The organism is Actinomadura napierensis (assembly GCF_039529375.1).
Lineage (GTDB): Bacteria > Actinomycetota > Actinomycetes > Streptosporangiales > Streptosporangiaceae > Spirillospora > Spirillospora napierensis.
In genome coordinates, this window is sequence record NZ_BAAAMR010000022.1 from 68,557 (window position 1) to 88,844 (window position 20,288).

Consider the following 20,288-nt stretch of genomic DNA (forward strand, 5'->3'; position numbering starts at 1 on the left):
AAGGACGTGCAGTCGGCTCGACCATTTGTACGCCTCAATCGTTTAGGAACCTACATGATTCAGTGGAGTACAGTGAACCAGTGACCTCGGCTACTTCGACCGCCTCCGGCGCGGCGCTGCTCGACGAACACCGCGACAGTCCCGGCCTCATGCTCGCCTTGCTGGGGCACGAGGCCATGCGCCGCCTGAGGGACGCGCACACCACCCACGGCCTCACGCCACGGCAGTTCCACATCCTCGGGCTGCTCCACGATCACGGCCCGTCGGCGCAGACCGACCTGGCCGCGCAGACCGACACCGCGGCCAGCGTGCTCGTCACGCAGCTCAACCCCTTGGAGACCGACGGGCTGGTCACGCGCACGCGGGATCCCCGAGACCGGCGCCGCCACCTGGTCGTGCTGACGGAGGCGGGACGGCAGCGGCTGCAAGCGGCGGCAGCCGCGCAGCAGGAAGTGGAAGACGACCTCTTCCGTTCGCTGTCCGACGCTCAGCGCTCACAGCTGACGCAACTTCTCGTCCTGGTGCGCGACGACCTGACCGGCGGCAACGAGCACTGCGCCACTCCGACCTCCCTCGACAGGAAGACGTCGTAGCGCCTTGAACGGGGATATTGGAGGCCGCCACAGCGAGGCCGCCGGCAGTGCTCGGGCAGCTCGGAACCGTAGCGAAGGAGCCGTGATGCGACGTTCCACCGGTGAACATTCGCTCGACCCCAGCGGCTACGACGCCGAACTGCGGCGGCACAACGAGGTGCTGCGCCGGATCTGTGGCGTCCGGCTCCAGGACGTAGTTCTCGATATCGGATGCGGGACCGGTCAGACGACGCGGGAGGCCGCGCGCGCAGCCCGCGAGGGCAACGCGCTCGGGGTGGACGTCTCCGCACCCGCAATCGAGCGTGCCCGCGAGTCCGCCCGGGCCGAAGGGCTCCGCAACGTCACCTTCGAGGTGGCCAACGCTGAGGTCCACCGCTTCCCGCAGGAGCGCTTCGACCTGGCGATCAGCAGGTTCGGGACGATGTTCTTCGACGACCCCGCCGCCGCGTTCGCCAACATCGGGCGGGCGCTGCGTCCGGCCGGACGTCTGGTGATGCTGGTCTGGCAGCCCCACGACCGCAACGAGTGGGCCGTCGAGATCCGCCAGTCCATCGCAGGATTCGAGGGAGCGGCCTCCACCGGACCGGATGCGTTCTCGCTCGGCGACCCGGCGACCGTGCGGCGGATCCTGGACGCCGCGGGCTTCACCGAGATCACCTTCACCGACGTCGACGAGTCGGTCTACTACGGCCCGGACGTGGACGCGGCCCTCGACTGGGTCCGCCGCTTCGCGTGCACCAGCGAAATAGTGAAGCGGCTGGACGCGGCGGACGAAGCGCGCGCGGTCGGGCGTCTGCGCGAGACGCTCACCGCGCACCTGAGCGACGACGGCGTCTGGTTCGGCTCCCGCGCCTGGGTGGTCACCGCTCGCCGCGGCGCACCATCTCGGTGATCCAGGTGGGTGCGAACGGAGACGTGCAGCCGGGGGATGTCGGATAGTCCTTCAGCACTTCCAGGCGTTCGCCGATGTCGAACCAATACACTCATCAGCCGTTATGAGAACCGCGCCCCGCAGCGTCGCCGCCCTCGCGGCCCTGGCCGGATGCGAGTCGTCAGGTGACGACTCCGACGCCAAGCTTTCGGCCGCCCGGACGCCCTCGCCCTCGCCCTCGCCCTCGCCCTCCGCGAGCGCCGCCACACCGCAGGCGGACAAGACGCTGAAGTTCGGGCAGCCCGCCGTCATGGACTTCGCCTACAACGACAAGAAGGGCAAGCTGCAGATCACCGTGACCGGCATCGTCAAGGGCCGCGCCGCCGACCTGTCCGGCCTGGACCTCAGCGGCGGCGCCAAGAAGATGGTGCCGTACTACATCCACGCCGTGATCAAGAACGCGGGCACGACAGACCTGTCGCTGACGATGCCGGACGGTCCGCGCGGCGTCCTGGCGGACGGCGGCCAGGCCAGGAGCCTCTCGGTCATGGGCCGGTTCTCCAAGTGCGACGGTTACCCGGACACGCACAGCTTTCCGCCCGGCAAGTCGTACCGCACCTGCGCCCCCGTACTGGCCGCCCCGGGAAGCCCCGTCACCGGCGCCACCTGGTCGAGCGACGCCTACAGCGACGGCCCCGCCGCCACCTGGACGCGCTGATCCCCAGCGAGGCCATGACGAAGGGCGCTCAAGAGAGCCTCTGAAGCCCATCAGCGGTTCGGTGCGCCGTGCTCTGGTCGGTCATCGGGACGCCGCGTGCACCCGAATCGCGTCGGGTTGTCCCTCGGGGTCGGAGCCGGCGGCTCGGACTTCTTCGAGGTATTCGGCGATGGCGTCCCGGTTGCGGGCGAGGCATTCGATGCGCCGGCTCATGCGCTGGAGTTCGCCCTCCAGGGTCGCGATCATCTCCGGTGTGGCGTCGGAGAAGACGATGCGCCGGGGCTTGTCGAGGCACGGCAGGATCTGCTTGATGATGCGGGTCGGCAGACCGGCGTCCAGCAGCCCGCGGATCTGCAGGACGCGGTCCACGCTCCGCTCGTCGTAGTCGCGGTAGCCGTTCGCGCAGCGCTCCGAGATGATGAGGCCCTGCTCCTCGTAGTAGCGCAGGAGCCGGGGAGAGACGCCGGTCAGTTCGGACAGCCGTCCGATCCGCATATGTCCCACCTCACACAGTAGCGGCTTGACCTTCACATCGATGTGAAGGTTTCACCATCCTGCCATGTCGACCGAGAGCATCGATCGGCCCGTCGATCTTCGGGCACCGATCAGCAACGAGAACCTGCCGATGGCGGCGCTGCTGGCCCTGGCCACCGCCGTCTTCATCACCAGCCTGACCGAGACGCTTCCCGCCGGCGTCCTCCCCGAGATGAGCGGCAGCCTCCATGTGGGCGAGTCCGCGGCGGGGCAGGCGGTGACGGTGTACGCCGCCGGCACCGCCCTCACCGCCATCCCACTGACCGCCGCCACCGCGGGGTGGCGCCGCAAGCGGCTGCTGCTGACGGCCATGGCGGGATTCGCCGCGGCCAACACGGTCACGGCCGTCTCGTCCGACTACGCGCTGACCCTGATTGCCCGGTTCGTCGCCGGCGTGGCCGCCGGGCTCGCCTGGGCCCTGCTGGCCGGCTACGCCCGCCGCATGGCGCCGGCCCACCTCCAGGGCAAGGCGGTCGCCGTCGCGATGGCCGGCATCCCCGTCGCCCTGTCCCTGGGCGTCCCCGCGGGCACCTTCGCCGGCCAGGCGCTCGGCTGGCGGGTGGCGTTCCTGGCCATGACGGGGCTCGCCCTCGTCCTGCTCGGCTGGATCACCGCGACCGTCCCGGACTACCCGGGTCAGCGGTCGCAGGAAAGGCCCCGGATGCTGCGGACGCTCGCCGTCCCGGGCGTGGCACCGGTCCTCTTCGTCACTCTGGCCTTCGTCCTGGCCCACACCGTCATCTACGCCTACATCGCCACTTTCCTCGACCACATCGGCATGGGCGGGTCGACCGACCTGGTCCTCCTGGTCTTCGGGATCGCCTCCCTGGTGAGCATCTGGTTCACCGGGGCCCACATCGACCGGCGGCTGCGCACGCTCACCATCAGCAGCGTCCTGCTGGTCGGCGCCGCCGCGGCCGTGCTCGGCATTCCGTCCCACAGCGACGTTCCGGTCTACCTGGCGGCGCTGCTGTGGGGCCTCGGCTGGGGCGGCCTGCCCACCCTGCTGCAAACCGCCGCCGCGGACGCGGGAGGCGACAGCGCCGACGCAGCCCAGGCCATGCTGGTGACCTTGTGGAACGTCGCCATGGCCGCGGGCGGGATCATCGGCGGCGTCCTGCTCGACGCGCTCGGCGCGACGTCCCTCCCCTGGAGCGTTCTGCTGCTCCTCGTGCCCACCTTCATCGCCGTCGTGGGCGCCCGCGTTCGTGGCTTCCCGGCCGAGCGCCCGGGCACGGCCGGGTGACCCGTGATCGGTTCTCGCGGATCCGCCGGCCCGCCGGCGTCCGCACCGCGGTGCAGGCCGGGCGCAGGCCACCCGTCAGGTGGGGCGCCCGGCCTTCGCCGCGGTCAGGACTTGCCGTCGAAGGCGTCCTGGAGCGCCTGGACGTCCAGCTTCTTCATGGTGAACATCGCCTTGGTCGCCCTGGCCGCCGCCTTCTGGTCGGGCGAGATGATCATCTCGAACAGCGCCCGCGAGTCGACCTGCCAGGACAGCCCGTACTTGTCCTTCAGCCACCCGCACGGGCCCTCCTCACCGCCGTCGGCGGTCAGCTTCCCCCACAGCTCGTCGATCTCCTCCTGGGAGTCGCAGAGGATGTGGACGGACACCGCCTCGTCGAAGGTGAACTGCGGGCCGCCGTTGAGGCCCGCGAACTGCTGCCCGTCCAGCTCGAACCGCACGAGCATGGCCGAGCCCGGCTCGCCCGGGCCCCCCTCGGGGGACGGCACGGTGTCGATCACGCGCGAGTTCTTCACGATGGACGTGTAGAACGCGGCGGCCTCCTCGGCCTGGCCGTCGAACCACAGACACGTGCTGACCTTTCCCATGTTCACCGCTCCCGACGGTCGATGGTGCTTGTCCTCGGTTAGACCAGGGGCGGCGGCAGAACTCATCGCGGGACGGATCGTTCCTTACCGATCAAGGCAAGGGGTTCGAGCTCGAGCTGCTCGGCCACGGGCGCCGGGGAGGGCGGGGGCGGCGGGACGGGACGGCCCCGGCCGGGCCACCACCAGTTGGCGTGGCCGAGCAGGCTCATCAGCGCCGGGACGAGGACGAGCCGGACGATCGTGGCGTCCACCGCGACCGCGACGGCCAGGCCGAGCGCCATCAGCTTGATGGTCGGGTCCGGCTGCGGGACGAACCCGGCGAACACGAAGATCATGATGAGCGCGGCGGACGTGATCAGCCGGGCGGTGGAGCCGATGCCGAGCACCACGCTCTCGTGCGGGTCGCCGGACCGCTCGTACTCCTCCTTGATCCGCGAGAGCAGGAACACCTCGTAGTCCATGGACAGCCCGAAGATCAGCGCGAACATGAACAGCGGCACGAACGCCATGATCGGGATGGCCTGGTCGACGCCGAGCAGTCGGACGCCCCAGCCCCACTGGAAGACGGCCGTGACGACGCCGAACGACGCGCCGATCGACAGCAGGTTCATCAGCGCCGCCTTGACCGGCACGACGATCGAGCGGAACGCGATGACCAGCAGCAGGAGCGCGACGACGACGACCGCGACGACGACGGTCTTCATCCGGGCCCCGACCGTGTCGGCGATGTCGATGATCGCGGGGTTCTCGCCGCCGAGGTAGACCTGCGCGCCGGGGTGCGCGTCCCGGACGGCGGGGATCGTGGTGTCGCGGAGCCGGTGGACGAGGTCCGTGGTCGACTGCTCGTGCGGGGCGTCGCGCGGCACGACCGTCAGGGTCGCGGTGGTGCCGGTGACGACGGGCTCCCCCACGAAGACCACGCCAGGGACCTCGGAGATGCGCTGCGCCAGCTCCTGCGCGATCAGCGTGGCCTGCTTGTCGGGCTTCTTGGTGAGGTCGGGGGCGCCCTTGACGCGCGGCGCGGCGGACGGCGCCGCGGACGGCGCCGACCCGGCCGGCGGGCCGCTGAGGCCGCTGAGGCCCTGCGGCCCCTTCACGACCGGCGGCTTGCTCTTGACGGTCCGCTCCGGGCCCGGCACCTTCGCGACGACGACGAACGGGCTGTAGTGGCCGGCCCCGAACTCCCGCGCGACGATGTCGTAGGCCTGCCGCGCCTCCAGCTTCTTCGAGGACATGCTGTCGGCCATGACGCCGAACCGCAGGCTGAGGGTGGGGACGGCCAGCCCGAGCAGCACGAGCGTGGCGACGATCGCGTACGGCCAGGCGTGCCGGTCGACGTGCCGGCCCCACGCGATCCAGCGCGCGGAGGAGCGGTCGGGGCGGACGCGCGGCAGCCGGTACCGGTCAATGCGCGGGCCGAGCGCGCCGAGCACGGCGGGCAGCAGGGTGAGCGCGGCCGCCACCATGATCGCGACGGCGATGGCGGAGGCGAGCCCGATCCGCCCGACGAACGCGATGCCGGACAGGAACAGCCCGCAGATCGCGAACACGACCGTCCCGCCAGCGAACACGACGGCGTGGCCGGAATGGGCCATCGCGCGTCCGACGGCCGTCTCGACGTCGTCGCCGTCGGCGAGCTGCTGCCGGTAGCGGGTGACGATGAACAGCGCGTAGTCGATGCCGGCGCCGAGGCCGAGCATCGCGGCGACCATCGGCGCGGTCGGCGCCACCTGGAACAGCGACGCGCCGAAGTGGATCAGCGAGTAGGCGACGGCGAGCCCGCACAGCGACACGAGGATCGGGATGCCGGCGGCGAGGAACGACCCGAACGCCAGCACCAGCACCAGCAGGGCCAGCACGATCCCGGCGGCCTCCTGCGGCCCGCTCTTCGGCTGGTTGAGGATCATCGCGGCGATGCCGCCGAACTTGACGTCCAATCCGGCCATCTGCGCGGGCTCGACGGCTTCGCGGAGCCGGTCGAGATCGCCCGCGCTGAGGTCGCTCATCGTGCCGGCGAAGTTGAGCTGGACGACGACGGCCTTGTCGTCCTTCAGCCCGCCCATGCCGGGGACGTAGGGGTTCTGCACGAACGCGACGCGGTCGAGCTTGCCCAGGTTGTCGATCGACCGGCCGATGGTCAGCGCGACGCGCCAGTCCGCCGGGCTGGCCTGCGGCGTCTGGTGGAACACGACGGTCGCGGTGGGCCCGGTCTGGGCGGGGAAGTCGCGCGCGAGGGTGTCGACCGCCCGCTGCGTCTCGGTACCGGGCAGGCTGCTCTGCTGGACGAACATGCCGCCGTGCACGAGGCCGAGGACGCCGGCGCCGAGCATCACCGCGAGCCAGAGCTCGAAGACGGTGCGCCGCTGACGCACGCAGAAACGCCCCAGTGCGTCCAGGAATGCGGCCATGGACGCAGAGAAACAGCATTCGTGCATTTTTGCAATAGATGCAACTTTGCAGCCGTGGTAACGTCCGTCACATGGACGAGCGGACCGGCCTGCGGGAGCGCAAGAAGCGCCGCACCCGGCACGCGATCGCGTCCGCGGCGCTGCGGCTGTTCGCCGAGCGCGGCTACGAGGAGACGACGATCGCCGACATCGCCGCCGCCGCCGACGTGGCCCCCCGCACCTTCTTCGGCTACTTCCCGAGCAAGGAGGACGTCGTCTTCGCCGAGGTCGACGACCGGCTCGCCGAGGTCGCCGAACGGCTGGCCACGCGCGTCTCCGGCGAGTCCCCCATGCAGACGATCCGGCGCAGCGTCGTCGCCGTCCTGGAGGCGATCGTCAGTGAGCACGGCGAATACGGCGCGGTCCAGATAGCACTCATCTTGGAACGCCCCGGCCTGCAGGCGCGCGCGCTGCAGCGCCTTACCGACACGCAAGAGAAGATCGAGGGCCTGCTGCGGGACCTGTGCCCCGGCATCGACGAGATCGACGCCGTCGCGGCGGCGGGCGTCGCGGTGGGCGGGATGCAGGCGGTCATCGTGCACTGCCGCCGCCACGGCTACGACCCGCTGTCGATGCGGACGGCCCTCGACCGCGCGGTCACCATCGTGGAGAACGGCCTGGTGTCCGTAGACGCGCTGAACCGCCCCTGGGACGCCGCGTCCCCCTAGAACGCCGGGCACCGGGAGCGGAGGCGCCCGCTCCCGGTGCCCGGCCTGATTTCACGCTTCTTGCGGGCGGACCGCCGGATCACCAGGGGCCGTACGGGCCCATGTTGGTGTTGCCCCGGCCGCCGCCGCGCTTCCGGAAGGGGGCGACGGCGGGCCGGACGTCGGCCAGGTAGACGGCGGCGGCGATGAATGCGGCGACCGGCAGGATGCCGAGCAGCAGCCCGATCGGATGCGCGCCGAGCGCGGCGGGCGCGGCCGCGTAGGCGCCGCCGACCACGGCCGCGACGATCGTGATGATCATCCACAGCTTCTTGCTCAGCTTGCTCGCCGCCGCGTACGCGCCCTGCGGCACGGTCAGCGAGTCGATCAGGGCCCACGCCTCCATCACGAACGCGATGATCAGCAGCAGCCAGAAGAAGTAGTCCAGCACACTGAAGTCCGCCATCGGTGATCAGCACTCCCGCTCGTCTCGGACGGCGACCTCGCGTCGCGCACGTTGCGTCCCAACCCTATGCGGCCCGTCCACCCCGCGGCCGGATCCGCGGGACTCCGCGGGCCGGAGACCTCCCGTAGGAGAAGACGACGGAGCCCGGCCGGGTGTTCCCGGCCGGGCTCACGAAACCGCTGCTCAGGCGTCGTTCTTCTTGGCGCGGGCCGGCGCCGCGGTGCGCCTGGCCGGCGCGGTGCGGGCCTTCGGGGCCGGCTCGGCGTCCGCCTCGGCGATCGCGGCGACCTCGGCCGCCTCGCGGTGCACGACGCGCTTGCCGCGCTCGGTGAGCTCGTCGATGAACTCGACGGTGCGGGTGCCGACGTGGGTCACGTACGCGACCGCGGCGCCCGGCAGGTCCTTGGCGTCGACCTCGTCGCGGTAGCGGTCCACCGTCTTGCGGACCTCGCCGCGGTAGCGCTCGACGGTCTCGCGCACCTCGCCCTGGTACTTGGTGGCGGCCTCGCGGGCCTTGCCCTGGTACCGGGTCACCTGCTCGGGGACCTCGCGGATCTTCTCCACCGCGAAGTCGCCGGCGCCGGCCACGGCGTAGACGGCCTTGTTCTCGCGGAGACTGCTGGCCAGCGTCATCCGACCTCTTCCTTTCCATCCTGCTCTGGGGTGTCGTGCCCGGACGGTCCGAACACTCCGGTGGCTTCGTTCTCCTTGCGGAACGACTCGTAGATGTCGAGCAGCACCTGCTTCTGGCGCTCCGTGAGGAGGAGGTCGGCCCGGACGGCGGCCTGCACGTCGGTGTCGGCCTGGCGCTCCTCCAGGATTCCGGCCTGCACGTACAGCGCCTCGGCGGAGATCCGCAGCCCCTTGGCGATCTGCTGCAGGATCTCGGCGCTCGGCTTGCGCAGCCCGCGCTCGATCTGGCTCAGGTACGGGTTGGAGATCCCCGAGACGTCCGCGAGCTGGCGCAGCGAGATCTTCGCCCGCGTCCGCTGCTCCCGGATGTACTCCCCGATCGAGCCGACCTTCGAACTTGCCATGTCTCCACCCTGCGTCATCGTGCTTGCAATTGCAAGCACGTCAGCTAGCACTCGGCCGTGAGTCCCCTCACAGTCTCCGGCACGCCCCCCGGAGCCGCCGATGCGGGTTCGGGCGGGACCGGGAAACGAGCACGCGGACAACGACGAACCGTTCACCCGTGCCGATCGGCACCCGGTCGGCGAACCGCGCCGGAAACGGCGCTCGCCGCCCACGGGGCCCACCGGCGGGCATCGACCCCGGACCGGACGACACGATGACATAGAGGTTCGCCGGGAATGATCGAAGCCATCGCGGCGACAAGGGACTCCGGGCGCCAATCGCCGTTCCATGTCGAATAGAGGAGGCATCTATTCGATATCCCGGCGCGGCGCCTGTCAGAAACGGCTCGCCCGGGAAGAGCCCAGAAAAGTGCGTCCGAGGGTTGTCCACAACCCACCGCCACGGCCTCCGCTACGGCATCCATGCCATGGCCAGCAAGAACGTTCCGCGCACAGGGTTGTCCGGTTCTGCGGCGGCCAGGGGTTGTCCGCTCACGCGCCGCTTGACAGTTCGGTTGACCAGGGCTGTCGCGGACACCCGGCCCTTGACATCCGGCTCGGGCCTCGCTGATAGTCAACGCGTTGAACAAACACCTAGTTTATGACCACGCGCGACGCGTGCCGCGGCTCCCCATAACAGCAATGGCCGGAGACGCGCACGCCCTCCGCCGAAGAGATCGCCGAACCGAGCCGAATTCCATTCGGCTTTCGAAAGGAGCGGAACAACGTGCGCAACCCCCCGCCGGCGAGGCGGATCGCGCCGGTGCGTGCGGCGGGTCCGCCGCACGCACCGGCGGTCCCCCGCTAGCCGGCCGCGGCGATGCCGCGACCCGAGACCCCCATGGACCCGTCCGCCGGACCCGTCACCGCGTTCGCCCACGCACTGCGCCGGTTGAGGACCGAGGCCGGCGGTCCGAGCTACCGGACCATGGAATCGGTCTGCCACTGCGGACGCACGACGCTCGCCAAGGCCGCCTCCGGGCGCTGGTTCCCGAGCTGGGAGGTGACGCGGGCCTACGTCATGGCATGCGGCGGCGACGTCGACGCATGGCTCCGGCAATGGCGGTCGACGGCCGACCTGCTGGACGCGGACGGGCGGGCGGCCGGCGACCCCGTCCCCGTCCGGGAGCTGACCAGGGCCGCCACCACCGAGCGGCGGGCGGCAGGCCCGTCGCCCCAGACCGACGATCCCTTCCGGGCCACGACACCGGACGAGTTGGTGGGAATGCTCCAGCGGCTGTGCAGGCGGGCCGGGATCGAACCGCACCGGCTGCCGCGGCTCTCCACCGAGGCCCCGGGCGCCGACGCGTACGCGATCCTGTCGGGAGCGCAGGTGGCCGGTCTCTTCTACGGGCATCGCGTGCCGCGGTCGCACGAGGTGCTGCGGATCGTGGAGCTCTGCCACGCCGACGCCGGTGAGATGCGCCTGTGGGCCCTGGCCTGCGACCGCCTGCTGCACGCCCCCGGCTCCCGGCGGCCGGACGGAGCGAGGGACGATCACTCTGGCGGGAACGGCCGCGCGAAGCGCGCCGTGGCGAAAGCGGCCGGCGCCACCTTCCCCGAACGCGTCCTGCTCGGTATGTTCCTGCACCGCCTCCGCGAGGCGCGCACCCTGTCCGCGCGGGAGGCCGGCAGCGCGATCGGCGCCTCCCCGTCCAGGATCAGCCGCATGGAACTCGGCCAGGTCAGCCCGAGGGAGCAGGACGTCGTCGCGCTCCTGACCCTCTACGGGGTGGAGGACGGGTCGCTGACCGGCTCGCTGCTCGAACTGGCGCGGGGAGCCGCGTCACCGGGACGGCGGACCCGGCACGAGGACGAATCCACCGCCTGGCTGTGGGCCTACTCGGGACTCGAAGAGGCCTCCTCGCTGATCCGGATGTGCGGGATGCGGTTCGTCCCGAGCCTCCTGCAGACCGAGGGGTACGCCCGCGCCGTCACGGCCCGGAGCGGCCCGGACCTGGGGAGGCACGACGTCGACCAACTGGTCCGCCTGCGGATGGCGCGGCAGAAGCGGTTCGGCGCGAACGGCGACCGCAGGCTGTGGGCCATCGTGGACGAGCGGGCGCTGCGGCGGCCTCTGGGCTCCCGGAGCGTGTGGCGGGAGCAGATCGCGCACCTGATCAGCATGAGCACGTGGCCGAACGTGACCCTGCAGGTGCTGCCCTCGGCATCGCGGCCGCGCAGGGCGTCCCGCGGCCAGATCACCATGCTCCGCTTCACCGACGGCGCCCTGCCGGACATCATCTGCCGCGAAGGGCTGACCGGAATCGACTACCTGACGGAACCGTCCGACTCCGTCGGGCATATGGACGCGCTGAACACGCTCGGAATCATCGCTCACCGGCCGGAGAGAAGCCTGGAAATCCTCACCGAGATACTCCGGGACCCAACACCCGAGGCACCCGGCTGGTTCACCGGTCGGCCGATCCTGCCGCCGCCCGGCGATCCCCGGAACCAGCGGTGAGCATGGGCGATCCGCGCGCCGCGCGGGCCCCGCCGCCCGGACCGGGCCGTGAGAGCGACGAGCCCCCGCAACCGGCGGGTTGCGGGGGCCTGCCGCGGGCGGCGTCCTGATTGGAGCAGGACGCCGCCCACCGTGACGAGCATTCCCATCCGGAAGAGGACATCGACCAGGAAGGACCACTCGTATGGGCAGGGTACCTGCAATTCACAGAGAGATTTCGGACACGCTCGAATGGCGTAAGAGCCGCTTCTCGCGGGACGGCAACGAATGCGTCGAGTCGTGCCGGCCGGCCGGCGGCCTGATCGCGTTCCGCGACAGCAAGGCCCCGGACGCCGGAACGCTCGTCATCACGGCCGGTCAGGGCCGTGCGCTGATGGAGCGGATCAGGGAAGGGGCGTACGACCCGCCCGCGCTCGGCTGAGCGCGGACGACCCCGTGACCGGCCTCCGCGGCATGCCGCGCGGAGGCCGGGACCGGCCACCCGACCCGGCGGGCGGGTCACAGGGACGGGGTGGCGTACGGGTCGTGCTCGGCGAGCAGCTTGTCGAGGCGGGCCTGCTCGACCCGGTTGGTGACGGCCTGGCTCTCCTGGCGGTCGCGGACGCACTTGGCCAGCGTGAACGTCGAGGTGATCACGTACAGCAGGCCGATCGCGAGGAAGGAGCGGACCCAGGCGCTCACCGGCAGGTAGATGACGCCGGCGGCGACGGCGATGCTGGAGACCGCGAACGAGATGGCGGCCTGGAGGAAGAACGCGGTGGTGCCCGCCTGCGCGGGCGGTGTGGAGTTCGTCATGCCCACGAGTCTGCGGCGGCGCCGGGCGCCGGGCATGAGTACCGATGCTCAACTACCCGTGAGTAATACGCCCCCGGCGGACTCAGCTGACGTCGGAGGGCGGGACCGTCCAGGTGTTGCAGACCGACAGGTTCCGGCCCTTGAAGCCGGTGATCACCCAGCCCGCGTAGTGCCGTCCGGACCCGTGGTCGCGCTGGTCGGGCGGCAGCCGCTCGTCACCGCGCCCCCGTACGTCGATGATCATCGCCGTGTACTGGGCCTGCGTCATCGGCAGCGTGCTGCGCTCCGCGCTGAGGAACGTGCCGGCGAAGCACTGCGCCTGCAACTCGATGCGGCGGCTCGCCTCGGTGCGGATGGCGCTGTCGCCCTTCTCCATCTCGGCGTCCCCGTACAGGAGGATGCCCGCGCGGTCCTGGACGTGGTGGCCGTACTCGTGCGCGATGACCCGGGCGAACACCGCGTAATGGGACAGCGGCTCGCCGCCGGACGTCGCCACCACGTTCGTCAGCCCCACGTACATGGTGTTGTTCGCCGGGCAGTAGAACGCCGACGCGCCCGGCGCGGGATAGCTGCCGCACGGGCTCGTCCCCGGCGTCTGCCAGAAGACCCGGTTCGGGGTGTCGAACCGCATCCCGGCCTTCTTGAACTGCTTGCTCCACGACGCGTCCAGGCAGTCGCTCAGGACGTCCATGAACCGCCGCATGGACGCCGCGCCCGGCACGAGGCGGGGCAGGGCGCAGTGCACCGGCGACAGCGCGCCCGTCGCGTAGAGCTTGTTGTCGGTGGCCGTGGCACGGGTGGCCGTCCGGGGCGTCGCCGAACGGACGTGGCTCCCGATGCCGCCCTCGCCGCCGAACAGCGAGAAGCCGAGGATCCCGAGGACGACGACCGCCGTCAGCCCGCCGACGATGCCCGCGATCGTCCCGCCGGCGCTGCGGCGCGGCGGCCGGCGCGGCGGGACGTACCGGTACTGCGGCGGCGGACCGTAGGCAGGCGGACCGTACGGAGGCGCCGGCGGCGGCGACGGGGGGTAATGACCTGCCATAGCGCAGAATCATCGCACGCGTAGCCGCTACCATTTGCGGCCATGTCTGCTCTTGCGGCGTTGTGTCGTTTGCGACCGGTGGTGTTCGCGCTGGCGGCCGGTTCCCTGCTGCCCTTCGCGACCTGCGCATCGGCCTCCGCATCCGCATCGGCGGACGAGCGTTCCGCTACCCCGGCCGGTCAGGCCGCCGCCGAGCGGGTGCTGAAGGACGACGTCGCCCTCGCCCCCGGCAAGGGCGGCGTGATCCGGGTCAAGGAGACGATCGTCTACGAGTTCACCGGACACTCCGGATTCCAGCGGACGTTCCCGACGCGCAGCCACGAGAGCGTCACCCAGGACCGCGTCTACGAGCTCGGCGCCCTGCGCGCCACCAGCCCGGACGGCGGCCCGACGCGCGTGTCCACCTCCACCGGCGAGACGGACACGACGGTCAAGGTGTCCGGCGGCGGCAAGCTGACGGGTCGGCACACGGTCGTCCTGGAGTACGACCTGCGCGGCGCGATCGCGCCGGCCGGGGCCGCCGAGGAGCTGCGCTGGGCCGCCGCCGGCGGCTGGAGGGTCCCGGTCGACGAGGCCACCGCGACCGTCGACGCCGCCGCGATGATCCGCAGCGTCAACTGCTTCGCGGGGCCGCTGCAGAGCACGATCGGCTGCACGCAGTACTACACCAACCACGCCCACACGCAGGGCATCTACACCCAGCGGGAGATGCTGCCCGGCGAGTACCTCACGGTCGTCGCGGGGCTGCCGGCCGGCACCACCGGCGGCCAACCGCTCTACGAGCGGCGGCACACGGTGGCGACGGCGTTCTCCGTCAACGCGGTCACCGGCGGCGTCCTGCTCGGCCTGCTGGTCGTCCTCGGCGGCGGCGTCCTCGTCCTCTACCTGCTGCGCGGGCGCGACGCCCGGGTCGTCGGCAAGCACGCCGCCGAGGGCGACCAGGCGCCGGTCGCCGGCGCCGAGTTCGAGCCGCCGAACGGGGTGCGGCCCGGCCAGATCGGCACCCTGATCGACGAGCAGGCCGACGTGATCGACGTGACCGCGACGATCGTCGACCTCGCCGTCCGCGGCTACCTGCTGATCGAGGAGGAGGACCGGGCCCGCACCGGCCGCCTCGACTGGACGCTGCGCCGGCTGAACCGTCCCATCGTCGACCTGCTCCCCTACGAGCGGATCCTGCTGGACGCGCTGATGACCGGCCGGGACGGCGCGCCGCGCGACGCGGTGAAACTGTCGGAGCTGGGCGGTACGTTCGCCACGAAGCTCGCGCAGGTGCGCGCGGCGATGTACGAGGACGTGGTGAAGCAGGGCTGGTTCGCGCGGCGGCCCGACACCGTCCGGTCGCGGTGGACGGTGGTCGGCATCGCGCTGACCGTCCTCGGCGTCGCCGCCACGATCGCGCTCGCCCTCACCACCGAATGGGCGCTCGCTGGCCTCGCCCTGATCATCGCGGGGGCCGCCCTCGCGTACGGCGGCCAGTACATGCCCGCCAAGACCGCGCGCGGCTCCACCGTCCTCGCGCACACCATCGGCTTCCGCGCGTTCCTGGAGCGCGGCACCATCCCGGACGGCGCCGCCACCGCCTCCCGGCAGCGCATCGCCCTGTTCTCCCGCTTCCTGCCGTACGCGGTCGTCTTCGGCGTCGTGCCGAAGTGGGCGGAGACGGTCAAGGACGCGGGCGAGCGCGCCGAAGGCGCCGACAACCTCTACTGGTACGAGGGCCCCGCCGAATGGGACCTGTCCAACTTCGCCGAGTCGATGCGCACCTTCACCCTCGCCACATCCGGCTCCATCTCCCAGTCCCGAGGCCTCTGACGCCGCCCCGGCACGCGTTCCCGCCGACGGCGCCGTCTCACGCCGGTTCCACGGCGGGTGACGAGGCTCTCGCGCGCCCGAACGGTTGAAACCCGGACGGCGGGTACCGGCCTGGGGTGAGGAGGTGTCGCCACCATGCTCGGCAGTTCCGTCCACATCGGGGACATCTACCTGTACACCATCGGACCGGTCGTGATCTTCCTGGCGATCGCCGGCTGGCTGTTCCTCACGATCCTGGCGTCCAAGGAGCGCGAGCATCCCAAGGGCAGGGACCCGCAGATGCCGCATCGCGGCGGTGACGTGACCGGCGGCGTCGTGCGCGGCAGCCCGTCGCAGCGCACCCGGCGCGACCCGGCGTCCACCCCCGCCACACGGGAACTCGCCCGCCTGGAGGCCGAGCGCGAGGAGGCCGCGCGCCGCGAGGCCGCCGCCCGCGACGACGCCGAACGGGAACGCGCGGCGAACGCCCGCGTCTCCGCGACCTGGCACAAGTTCGCCCCGCTCCGCTGGATCCACAATCGGCACGCGGGGAACATCCGCCAGGTCAAGTGAGCGGAACCGCCTGACCTTCCCGCGCCGAGCGCGACGCCTGCCGGAACGGCATCCATCCCCCTCATCCCGGTACGGCGGGCGTTGTCCGAGCCCGCGGCGGCCGCCGACCCCCCTCCCAGCGACCGCCGCGGGCCCGCGTCACCTGCTCCCCACAACCCCCTGCCCCCGGCGGGGCCGCCTTGCAAGGGTGCCGCCGGTACGGCTTCCTCGTCGGATTGCCCCGGCTGGATGGGCGTTTCGGGCGTTTCGTAAGATGTCTGACATCTTACAGAGGGAGGTCATGGTGGCGCTGAGTCCCGTCCCGAGCGGCTCGACCGTCGACGCCGTACTCGACCAGTTGCAGCACGAGGTCAGCGGCGGTTCGTGGCCGGTGGGCGAGCGCATCCCCGGCGAGCTGGACCTGGCCGCGCAGCTCGGCGTGAGCCGGCCGGCCGTGCGGGAGGCCATCCGGGCGCTGTCGCACTGCGGCGTGCTGGAAGTGCGGCGCGGTGACGGCACCTACGTGCGCAGCAGCGCCGACCCGCGGCCGCTGCTGGGCGGGGTGGCGCACGCGACGGCACGGGACGTCTTCGAGGTCCAGCTCGCCTACGACGTGCAGGCGGCGCGGCTGGCGGCGCGGCGGCGGACCCCGGCGGACCTGGAGCGGCTGGAGGAGCTGCTGCGCGCCCGCGACGCGGCCACCGGCGCGGACGAGCACGGCGCCGCCGAGTTCGGCGCCGCGGACGCGCGCTTCCACCTCGGCGTCGCCGAGGCCACCCGCAACCCGGTGCTGATCGAGGCGATGCGGTTCTTCATCGTCCGGCTCGGCGAGGCGATGCGCGCCGTCCGGCTCGACCACGAGGTCCCGGAGGCCGGTCCGGCCAGGCACCGGGACGTGCTGGACGCGATCGCCGCCGCCGACCCGGACGCCGCCGCGCGGGCCGCCGCCGCGGTCGTCGAGCCGACCCTCGCCGTCCTGGAGACCCTCGTCGGCCGCGCGTCCGACGGCGGGGAGGACCGGTGACGGCGCGGCGGACCGGGCTGATCGGATCGGTGCTGCTGATCGTCCTGGTCGCGGTCAACCTGCGTCCGGCGATCTCCGCGGTGGGACCGGTCCTGACGGAGATCCAGGACGCCTTCCACCTGTCCGGGACGGCCGCGGGGGCGCTCACCACGCTGCCGCTGGTGTTCTTCGGCTCCTACGGCCTGGTCGCCCCCTTCCTGCGCCGCGCGCCGCGCAGCGAGTCCCTGCTGGTCGCCGCGATGGGCCTGCTGATCCTCGGGCTGCTGCTGCGGCTGGTGGACGCGCCGTTCCCGCTGTTCGCCGGGTCGCTGGTCGCGGGCGTCGCGATCAGCATCGGCAACATCGCGATGCCGTCCATCATCAAGCGCGACCACCCGAACTCGATCACCACGGTCACCGCCGTGTACACGCTCGCGGTCAGCGGCGGCGCGTCGATCTCGTCCGGGCTGGCCGTGCCGGTCGAGTACGCCTTCGGTTCCTCGTGGCGGCTGCCGCTCGGGCTGCTGGCCGTCCCGGCGGCCATCGCGGGCCTGATCTGGCTGCCGAAGGCGCTGCGGGCGGCCCGCGCCGCGCGCTCGGCCCCGTCGGCGCCTCCCGCGCGCGCCGCAGCGGCAGTGGTGTGGCGCGCCGGTCTGGCCTGGCAGGTGACGGTCTTCATGGGCCTCCAGTCGCTGCTGGCGTACGTGGTACTCGGCTGGCTCCCGACGATCTGCCAGGACCGCGGGCTGAGCGACACCTCCTCCGGCTACGTCCTGGCACTGACCGCGGCGATCCAGGCGGTCGGCTCGCTGGGCGTCCCCCTGCTGGAGCGGCGGATGCGCGACCAGCGCCCGCTGGTGGTCCTGACCTGCACGCTGACCCTCATCGGGTTCGCCGGCGTCACCTGGGCGCCGATCTCGTCGGTGTGGCTGTGGGCGGTCGTCCTCGGCATCGGCCAAGGTCTCGGGTTCGCCACCGCGCTGTCGTTCATCGGGCTGCGCGCGCACGACGCCGGGATCGCGGCGCAGCTGTCCGGAATGGCGCAGGGCGTCGGCTACGTCATCGCGGCCCTCGGCCCCCTGGCCATCGGCGCGCTGCACGACGCCACCGGTGGCTGGAGCGTTCCGATGGCCGCCGTCCTCGCCATCTGCGCGCTCCTCGCCGTGCCCGGCCTGCCCGCCGGACGCAACCGGACGCTCGGCTCGCCGGCCCCGATCCGGGCGCATGAGGTTAATGCCGCGAATTAAGGGACACACCCATAACCGTCTCCGCAATGACCGACCATCGGGAGGTGGACGGGATGCTCGCCACGGCCTACGCCAACACCGATCCCATTGGACCGATCTTCTGGGCCTGGATCATTCCGGTGCTCGGCACGGTGGCGCTGCTGGGGTGGCTCTGGGTCACGGTCGCCGCGTCGTCCAGGAGGATCCATCCGGAGCGCCGCAACGACCAGACGAACCACCGCGGCATGGAGCAGGGCGGGCTGTACTACTACCGTCCCGGCATGTTCTCGCACAGCTACCCTCCGACCGCCGAGCAGGAGGAGGAGTTCCAGTACGAGAACCCGCAGCCGGGCCGTGAACCCCGCGTCTCCACCGCGAAGGGCCTGGCCAACAAGACGCTCAAGGAGCGCGCCAAGATCGTCAAGGACGCCCAGACCCTGAAGAACGAGGTCGAGTCCCTGAAGCGCCCCAAGCACAACGCCTGACCCCCGGCAACACCCTCTCTCCCGCGGGCCCCGACCACCAAGGCCGGGGCCCGCGCACGCCACCCCCATCGCCCGACCCCCCACCCAACCTCCGACCATCCCCCACACCCACCTGGCGCCGCCCACCCCACACACCCACCCGCCGCCGGTCAGCCCACACGCCGAACCGCCGCTGGCCAGCCACCCACCCCCGGCCAGGAGTGCTACCGGGGCCGCCCGGCGCGCCCTCTAAAGCCCGGGCAGGCCTCCAGAGGGCATGGACATCACACGCCCCTCCACCACCTGAGTGCCGCCGGACACCTCATAGAGCGTCCAGCCGCGTCAACAACGCTGAAGGTCACTACACCTAGGCACTGCGCGGCCCCCGGCGCCACCTGGAGCGCCGCACGGACGCGGGCAGGCGCCGCACGAGCCCCAGCACCGCGCGGGTAACGCCCGGGCAGCCAACAGGAGCCGGGCGTCGGCGGGTGGACGCGAGTCGTCGCGCGACCCCCAGCGCTCGCCGGGTGCCGCCCGGACGCCCCGCGTGCTGACGGCCGCGTAGACGTGGACGTCACACGGCCTCCGGCTGCCTGGGGTGCTGCCTGGATGCCGCGCGTGCGGGCTCGCGGGTGGGTGCGGGGTCGTGGGGGCCACGGTGCTGCCCGGGTGCGTTGGGGGTGGGTGCGGTTAGGTGGGTGGGGTGAAGGCGGTGGGGGCTGGGCGGATGGTGCCTACGGTGGTCTCGCCGCCGTGTAGGGGGACGGTTGCCAGGTCGTCCAGGGCGCCGGGGGCGGCGGTCTGGTCGATGCCGAGGGCTCGGATCAGGGCGACCGTCACCGGTGTGCGGGCCCGCATGGCGCCGTCGTCGATCTTGACGGCCCCCGCGCGGCCGTCGCTGAAGGCGAAGGCGTCGACGCCTTCGGCTCCGCACTTGACGAGGAGGCCCGGCACGGCGTCCATGAGCTGGCGTTCCTCGCGGCGGGTGCCGGACGTCCATTGCGGGTGGGCGCGCATCGCGTCGGCGACGCGGCGTTCGGGGGTGCCGGGCCCAGCGAGGACGAGGGCGCGGAACGCGCGGGCGACGCCGGCCGCCGACACGGCGAACAGGGGCGCGCCGCAGCCGTCGATACCGGTGGCCGTGACCGGTTCGCCCGCGAGTTCCTCGACGGCGGTGCGGACGGCGGCCTGGAGCGGGTGCTCCGGGTCGAGGTAGGTCTCGGTGGGCCATCCGGCGGCGACGCAGGTGGCGAGCATGGCGGCGTGCTTGCCGGAGCAGTTCATCCGCATCCGGGACGGGCCGCCGTTCGACCGGGCGACCTCCTGCTGCGCCGCCTGGTCCAGCGGCCACTGCTCGGGGCAGCGCAGGTCGGCGGCGCCGAGGCCGGCCCCGGCGAGGATCTTCTCCACGCCCTCGACGTGGAAGTCCTCGCCGGAGTGGCTGCCCGCGGCGAGCGCGAGCAGCTCGCCGTCGAGGTCGAGGCCGGACCGCAGCATCGCGACGGCCTGCATCGGCTTGTTCGCCGAGCGCGGGAAGATCGGCTCCTCCGGTGCGCCCGCGCGCACCGCCGCCGCGCCGTCGGCGTCGAGCCCGATCGCGGCGCCGCGGTGCCGCGACTCCACGAACCCGGACCGCTCGACCTCCACGAGTACGGGATTGATCTCCACTGCGCCCCCCTGTCGTCGGTGAACGCGGGCCGCCGGGCCCGCGGGTCTCCATGCTCGATTACCCACCGCACCGAAGTGAACCCGAACTGCATTCT

The 20,288-nt window shown here is 72.0% G+C and carries 21 protein-coding genes and 1 pseudogene; 12 read left to right on the forward strand and 10 right to left on the reverse strand.

What is annotated here, in order from left to right:
- Positions 1–80: 80 nt before the first annotated feature.
- A complete protein-coding gene (locus ABD296_RS15060) occupies positions 81–593 on the forward strand; it encodes a MarR family winged helix-turn-helix transcriptional regulator (RefSeq protein WP_344266739.1) in 513 nt (170 codons plus the stop codon).
- Between the two features lie 85 nt (positions 594–678).
- Entirely contained in the window at positions 679–1,485 is an 807-nt protein-coding gene (locus ABD296_RS15065; RefSeq protein ID WP_344266741.1) for a class I SAM-dependent methyltransferase, read from the forward strand.
- Here ABD296_RS15065 and ABD296_RS15070 read toward each other — a convergent pair.
- A pseudogene (locus ABD296_RS15070) lies at positions 1,454–1,564 on the reverse strand (DNA alkylation repair protein); the annotation flags it as partial. The gene ABD296_RS15065 and the pseudogene ABD296_RS15070 overlap by 32 nt on opposite strands.
- Positions 1,565–1,588: 24 nt before the next feature.
- Between ABD296_RS15070 and ABD296_RS15075 the strand changes: the two are divergent.
- Positions 1,589–2,182 carry a hypothetical protein gene (locus ABD296_RS15075; protein WP_344266743.1) on the forward strand — a complete coding sequence of 198 codons (594 nt, stop codon included), beginning with the start codon at positions 1,589–1,591 and terminating at the stop codon, positions 2,180–2,182.
- Between the two features lie 81 nt (positions 2,183–2,263).
- On the opposite strand, the gene ABD296_RS15080 is transcribed toward ABD296_RS15075, so the two are convergent.
- Positions 2,264–2,677 (reverse strand): MerR family transcriptional regulator, encoded by a 414-nt coding sequence (locus ABD296_RS15080; RefSeq protein ID WP_344266745.1) that lies wholly within the window; start codon positions 2,675–2,677, stop codon positions 2,264–2,266.
- Between the two features lie 64 nt (positions 2,678–2,741).
- On the opposite strand from ABD296_RS15080, the gene ABD296_RS15085 reads away from it, so the two are divergent.
- Positions 2,742–3,962, forward strand: a complete 1,221-nt coding sequence (locus ABD296_RS15085) for an MFS transporter (protein WP_344266750.1) — start codon at positions 2,742–2,744, stop codon at positions 3,960–3,962.
- A gap of 104 nt (positions 3,963–4,066) precedes the next feature.
- Here the strand turns inward: ABD296_RS15085 and ABD296_RS15090 are convergent, their stop codons facing one another.
- Positions 4,067–4,546 (reverse strand): VOC family protein, encoded by a 480-nt coding sequence (locus ABD296_RS15090; protein ID WP_344266753.1) that lies wholly within the window; start codon positions 4,544–4,546, stop codon positions 4,067–4,069.
- A gap of 62 nt (positions 4,547–4,608) precedes the next feature.
- On the reverse strand, positions 4,609–6,954 hold the full coding sequence (locus ABD296_RS15095) for an MMPL family transporter (RefSeq protein WP_344266756.1): 2,346 nt from the start codon (positions 6,952–6,954) through the stop codon (positions 4,609–4,611).
- Between the two features lie 71 nt (positions 6,955–7,025).
- On the opposite strand from ABD296_RS15095, the gene ABD296_RS15100 reads away from it, so the two are divergent.
- Entirely contained in the window at positions 7,026–7,661 is a 636-nt protein-coding gene (locus ABD296_RS15100) for a TetR family transcriptional regulator (RefSeq protein ID WP_344266759.1), read from the forward strand.
- Between the two features lie 79 nt (positions 7,662–7,740).
- On the opposite strand, the gene ABD296_RS15105 is transcribed toward ABD296_RS15100, so the two are convergent.
- From ABD296_RS15105 to ABD296_RS15115, 3 genes are all read right to left on the reverse strand, one after another.
- A complete protein-coding gene (locus tag ABD296_RS15105; protein ID WP_344266762.1) occupies positions 7,741–8,106 on the reverse strand; it encodes a DUF2516 family protein in 366 nt (121 codons plus the stop codon).
- A 183-nt stretch (positions 8,107–8,289) separates the two neighbouring features.
- On the reverse strand, positions 8,290–8,739 hold the full coding sequence (locus tag ABD296_RS15110; protein ID WP_344266765.1) for a hypothetical protein: 450 nt from the start codon (positions 8,737–8,739) through the stop codon (positions 8,290–8,292).
- Complete coding sequence (locus ABD296_RS15115; RefSeq protein WP_344266768.1) at positions 8,736–9,143, reverse strand: helix-turn-helix domain-containing protein; 408 nt, start codon at positions 9,141–9,143, stop codon at positions 8,736–8,738. The genes ABD296_RS15110 and ABD296_RS15115 overlap by 4 nt, the downstream gene beginning before the upstream one ends.
- Positions 9,144–10,002: 859 nt before the next feature.
- Here ABD296_RS15115 and ABD296_RS15120 point away from each other — a divergent pair.
- Both ABD296_RS15120 and ABD296_RS15125 read left to right on the forward strand, forming a co-directional pair.
- Positions 10,003–11,646 (forward strand): helix-turn-helix domain-containing protein, encoded by a 1,644-nt coding sequence (locus ABD296_RS15120; protein WP_344266771.1) that lies wholly within the window; start codon positions 10,003–10,005, stop codon positions 11,644–11,646.
- 184 nt (positions 11,647–11,830) lie between these two features.
- Positions 11,831–12,067: a DUF397 domain-containing protein gene (locus ABD296_RS15125; RefSeq protein ID WP_344266774.1), complete on the forward strand. Its 237-nt coding sequence runs from the start codon at positions 11,831–11,833 to the stop codon at positions 12,065–12,067.
- A 77-nt stretch (positions 12,068–12,144) separates the two neighbouring features.
- On the opposite strand, the gene ABD296_RS15130 is transcribed toward ABD296_RS15125, so the two are convergent.
- Together ABD296_RS15130 and ABD296_RS15135 are read right to left on the reverse strand one after the other, a co-directional pair.
- Positions 12,145–12,441 carry a YiaA/YiaB family inner membrane protein gene (locus ABD296_RS15130; RefSeq protein ID WP_344266777.1) on the reverse strand — a complete coding sequence of 99 codons (297 nt, stop codon included), beginning with the start codon at positions 12,439–12,441 and terminating at the stop codon, positions 12,145–12,147.
- Between the two features lie 82 nt (positions 12,442–12,523).
- Positions 12,524–13,486, reverse strand: coding sequence for a neutral zinc metallopeptidase (locus ABD296_RS15135; protein WP_344266780.1), 963 nt, complete (start codon positions 13,484–13,486; stop codon positions 12,524–12,526).
- 78 nt (positions 13,487–13,564) lie between these two features.
- Here ABD296_RS15135 and ABD296_RS15140 point away from each other — a divergent pair, with 78 nt between their 5' ends.
- From ABD296_RS15140 to ABD296_RS15160, 5 genes are all read left to right on the forward strand, one after another.
- On the forward strand, positions 13,565–15,301 hold the full coding sequence (locus ABD296_RS15140; RefSeq protein ID WP_344266783.1) for a DUF2207 domain-containing protein: 1,737 nt from the start codon (positions 13,565–13,567) through the stop codon (positions 15,299–15,301).
- Positions 15,302–15,436: 135 nt separating this feature from the next.
- The gene (locus ABD296_RS15145) at positions 15,437–15,853 is read left to right on the forward strand and encodes a hypothetical protein (protein ID WP_344266786.1); all 417 of its coding nucleotides are present in this window, start codon (positions 15,437–15,439) and stop codon (positions 15,851–15,853) included.
- 280 nt (positions 15,854–16,133) lie between these two features.
- On the forward strand, positions 16,134–16,856 hold the full coding sequence (locus ABD296_RS15150; RefSeq protein ID WP_344266789.1) for a FadR/GntR family transcriptional regulator: 723 nt from the start codon (positions 16,134–16,136) through the stop codon (positions 16,854–16,856).
- Positions 16,853–18,082, forward strand: a complete 1,230-nt coding sequence (locus ABD296_RS15155) for a CynX/NimT family MFS transporter (protein WP_344266792.1) — start codon at positions 16,853–16,855, stop codon at positions 18,080–18,082. The genes ABD296_RS15150 and ABD296_RS15155 overlap by 4 nt, the downstream gene beginning before the upstream one ends.
- 26 nt (positions 18,083–18,108) lie before the next feature.
- Positions 18,109–18,546 carry a hypothetical protein gene (locus ABD296_RS15160; RefSeq protein ID WP_344266795.1) on the forward strand — a complete coding sequence of 146 codons (438 nt, stop codon included), beginning with the start codon at positions 18,109–18,111 and terminating at the stop codon, positions 18,544–18,546.
- Between the two features lie 669 nt (positions 18,547–19,215).
- On the opposite strand, the gene ABD296_RS15165 is transcribed toward ABD296_RS15160, so the two are convergent.
- Positions 19,216–20,193 (reverse strand): asparaginase, encoded by a 978-nt coding sequence (locus tag ABD296_RS15165; RefSeq protein WP_344266798.1) that lies wholly within the window; start codon positions 20,191–20,193, stop codon positions 19,216–19,218.
- Positions 20,194–20,288 lie beyond the last annotated feature (95 nt).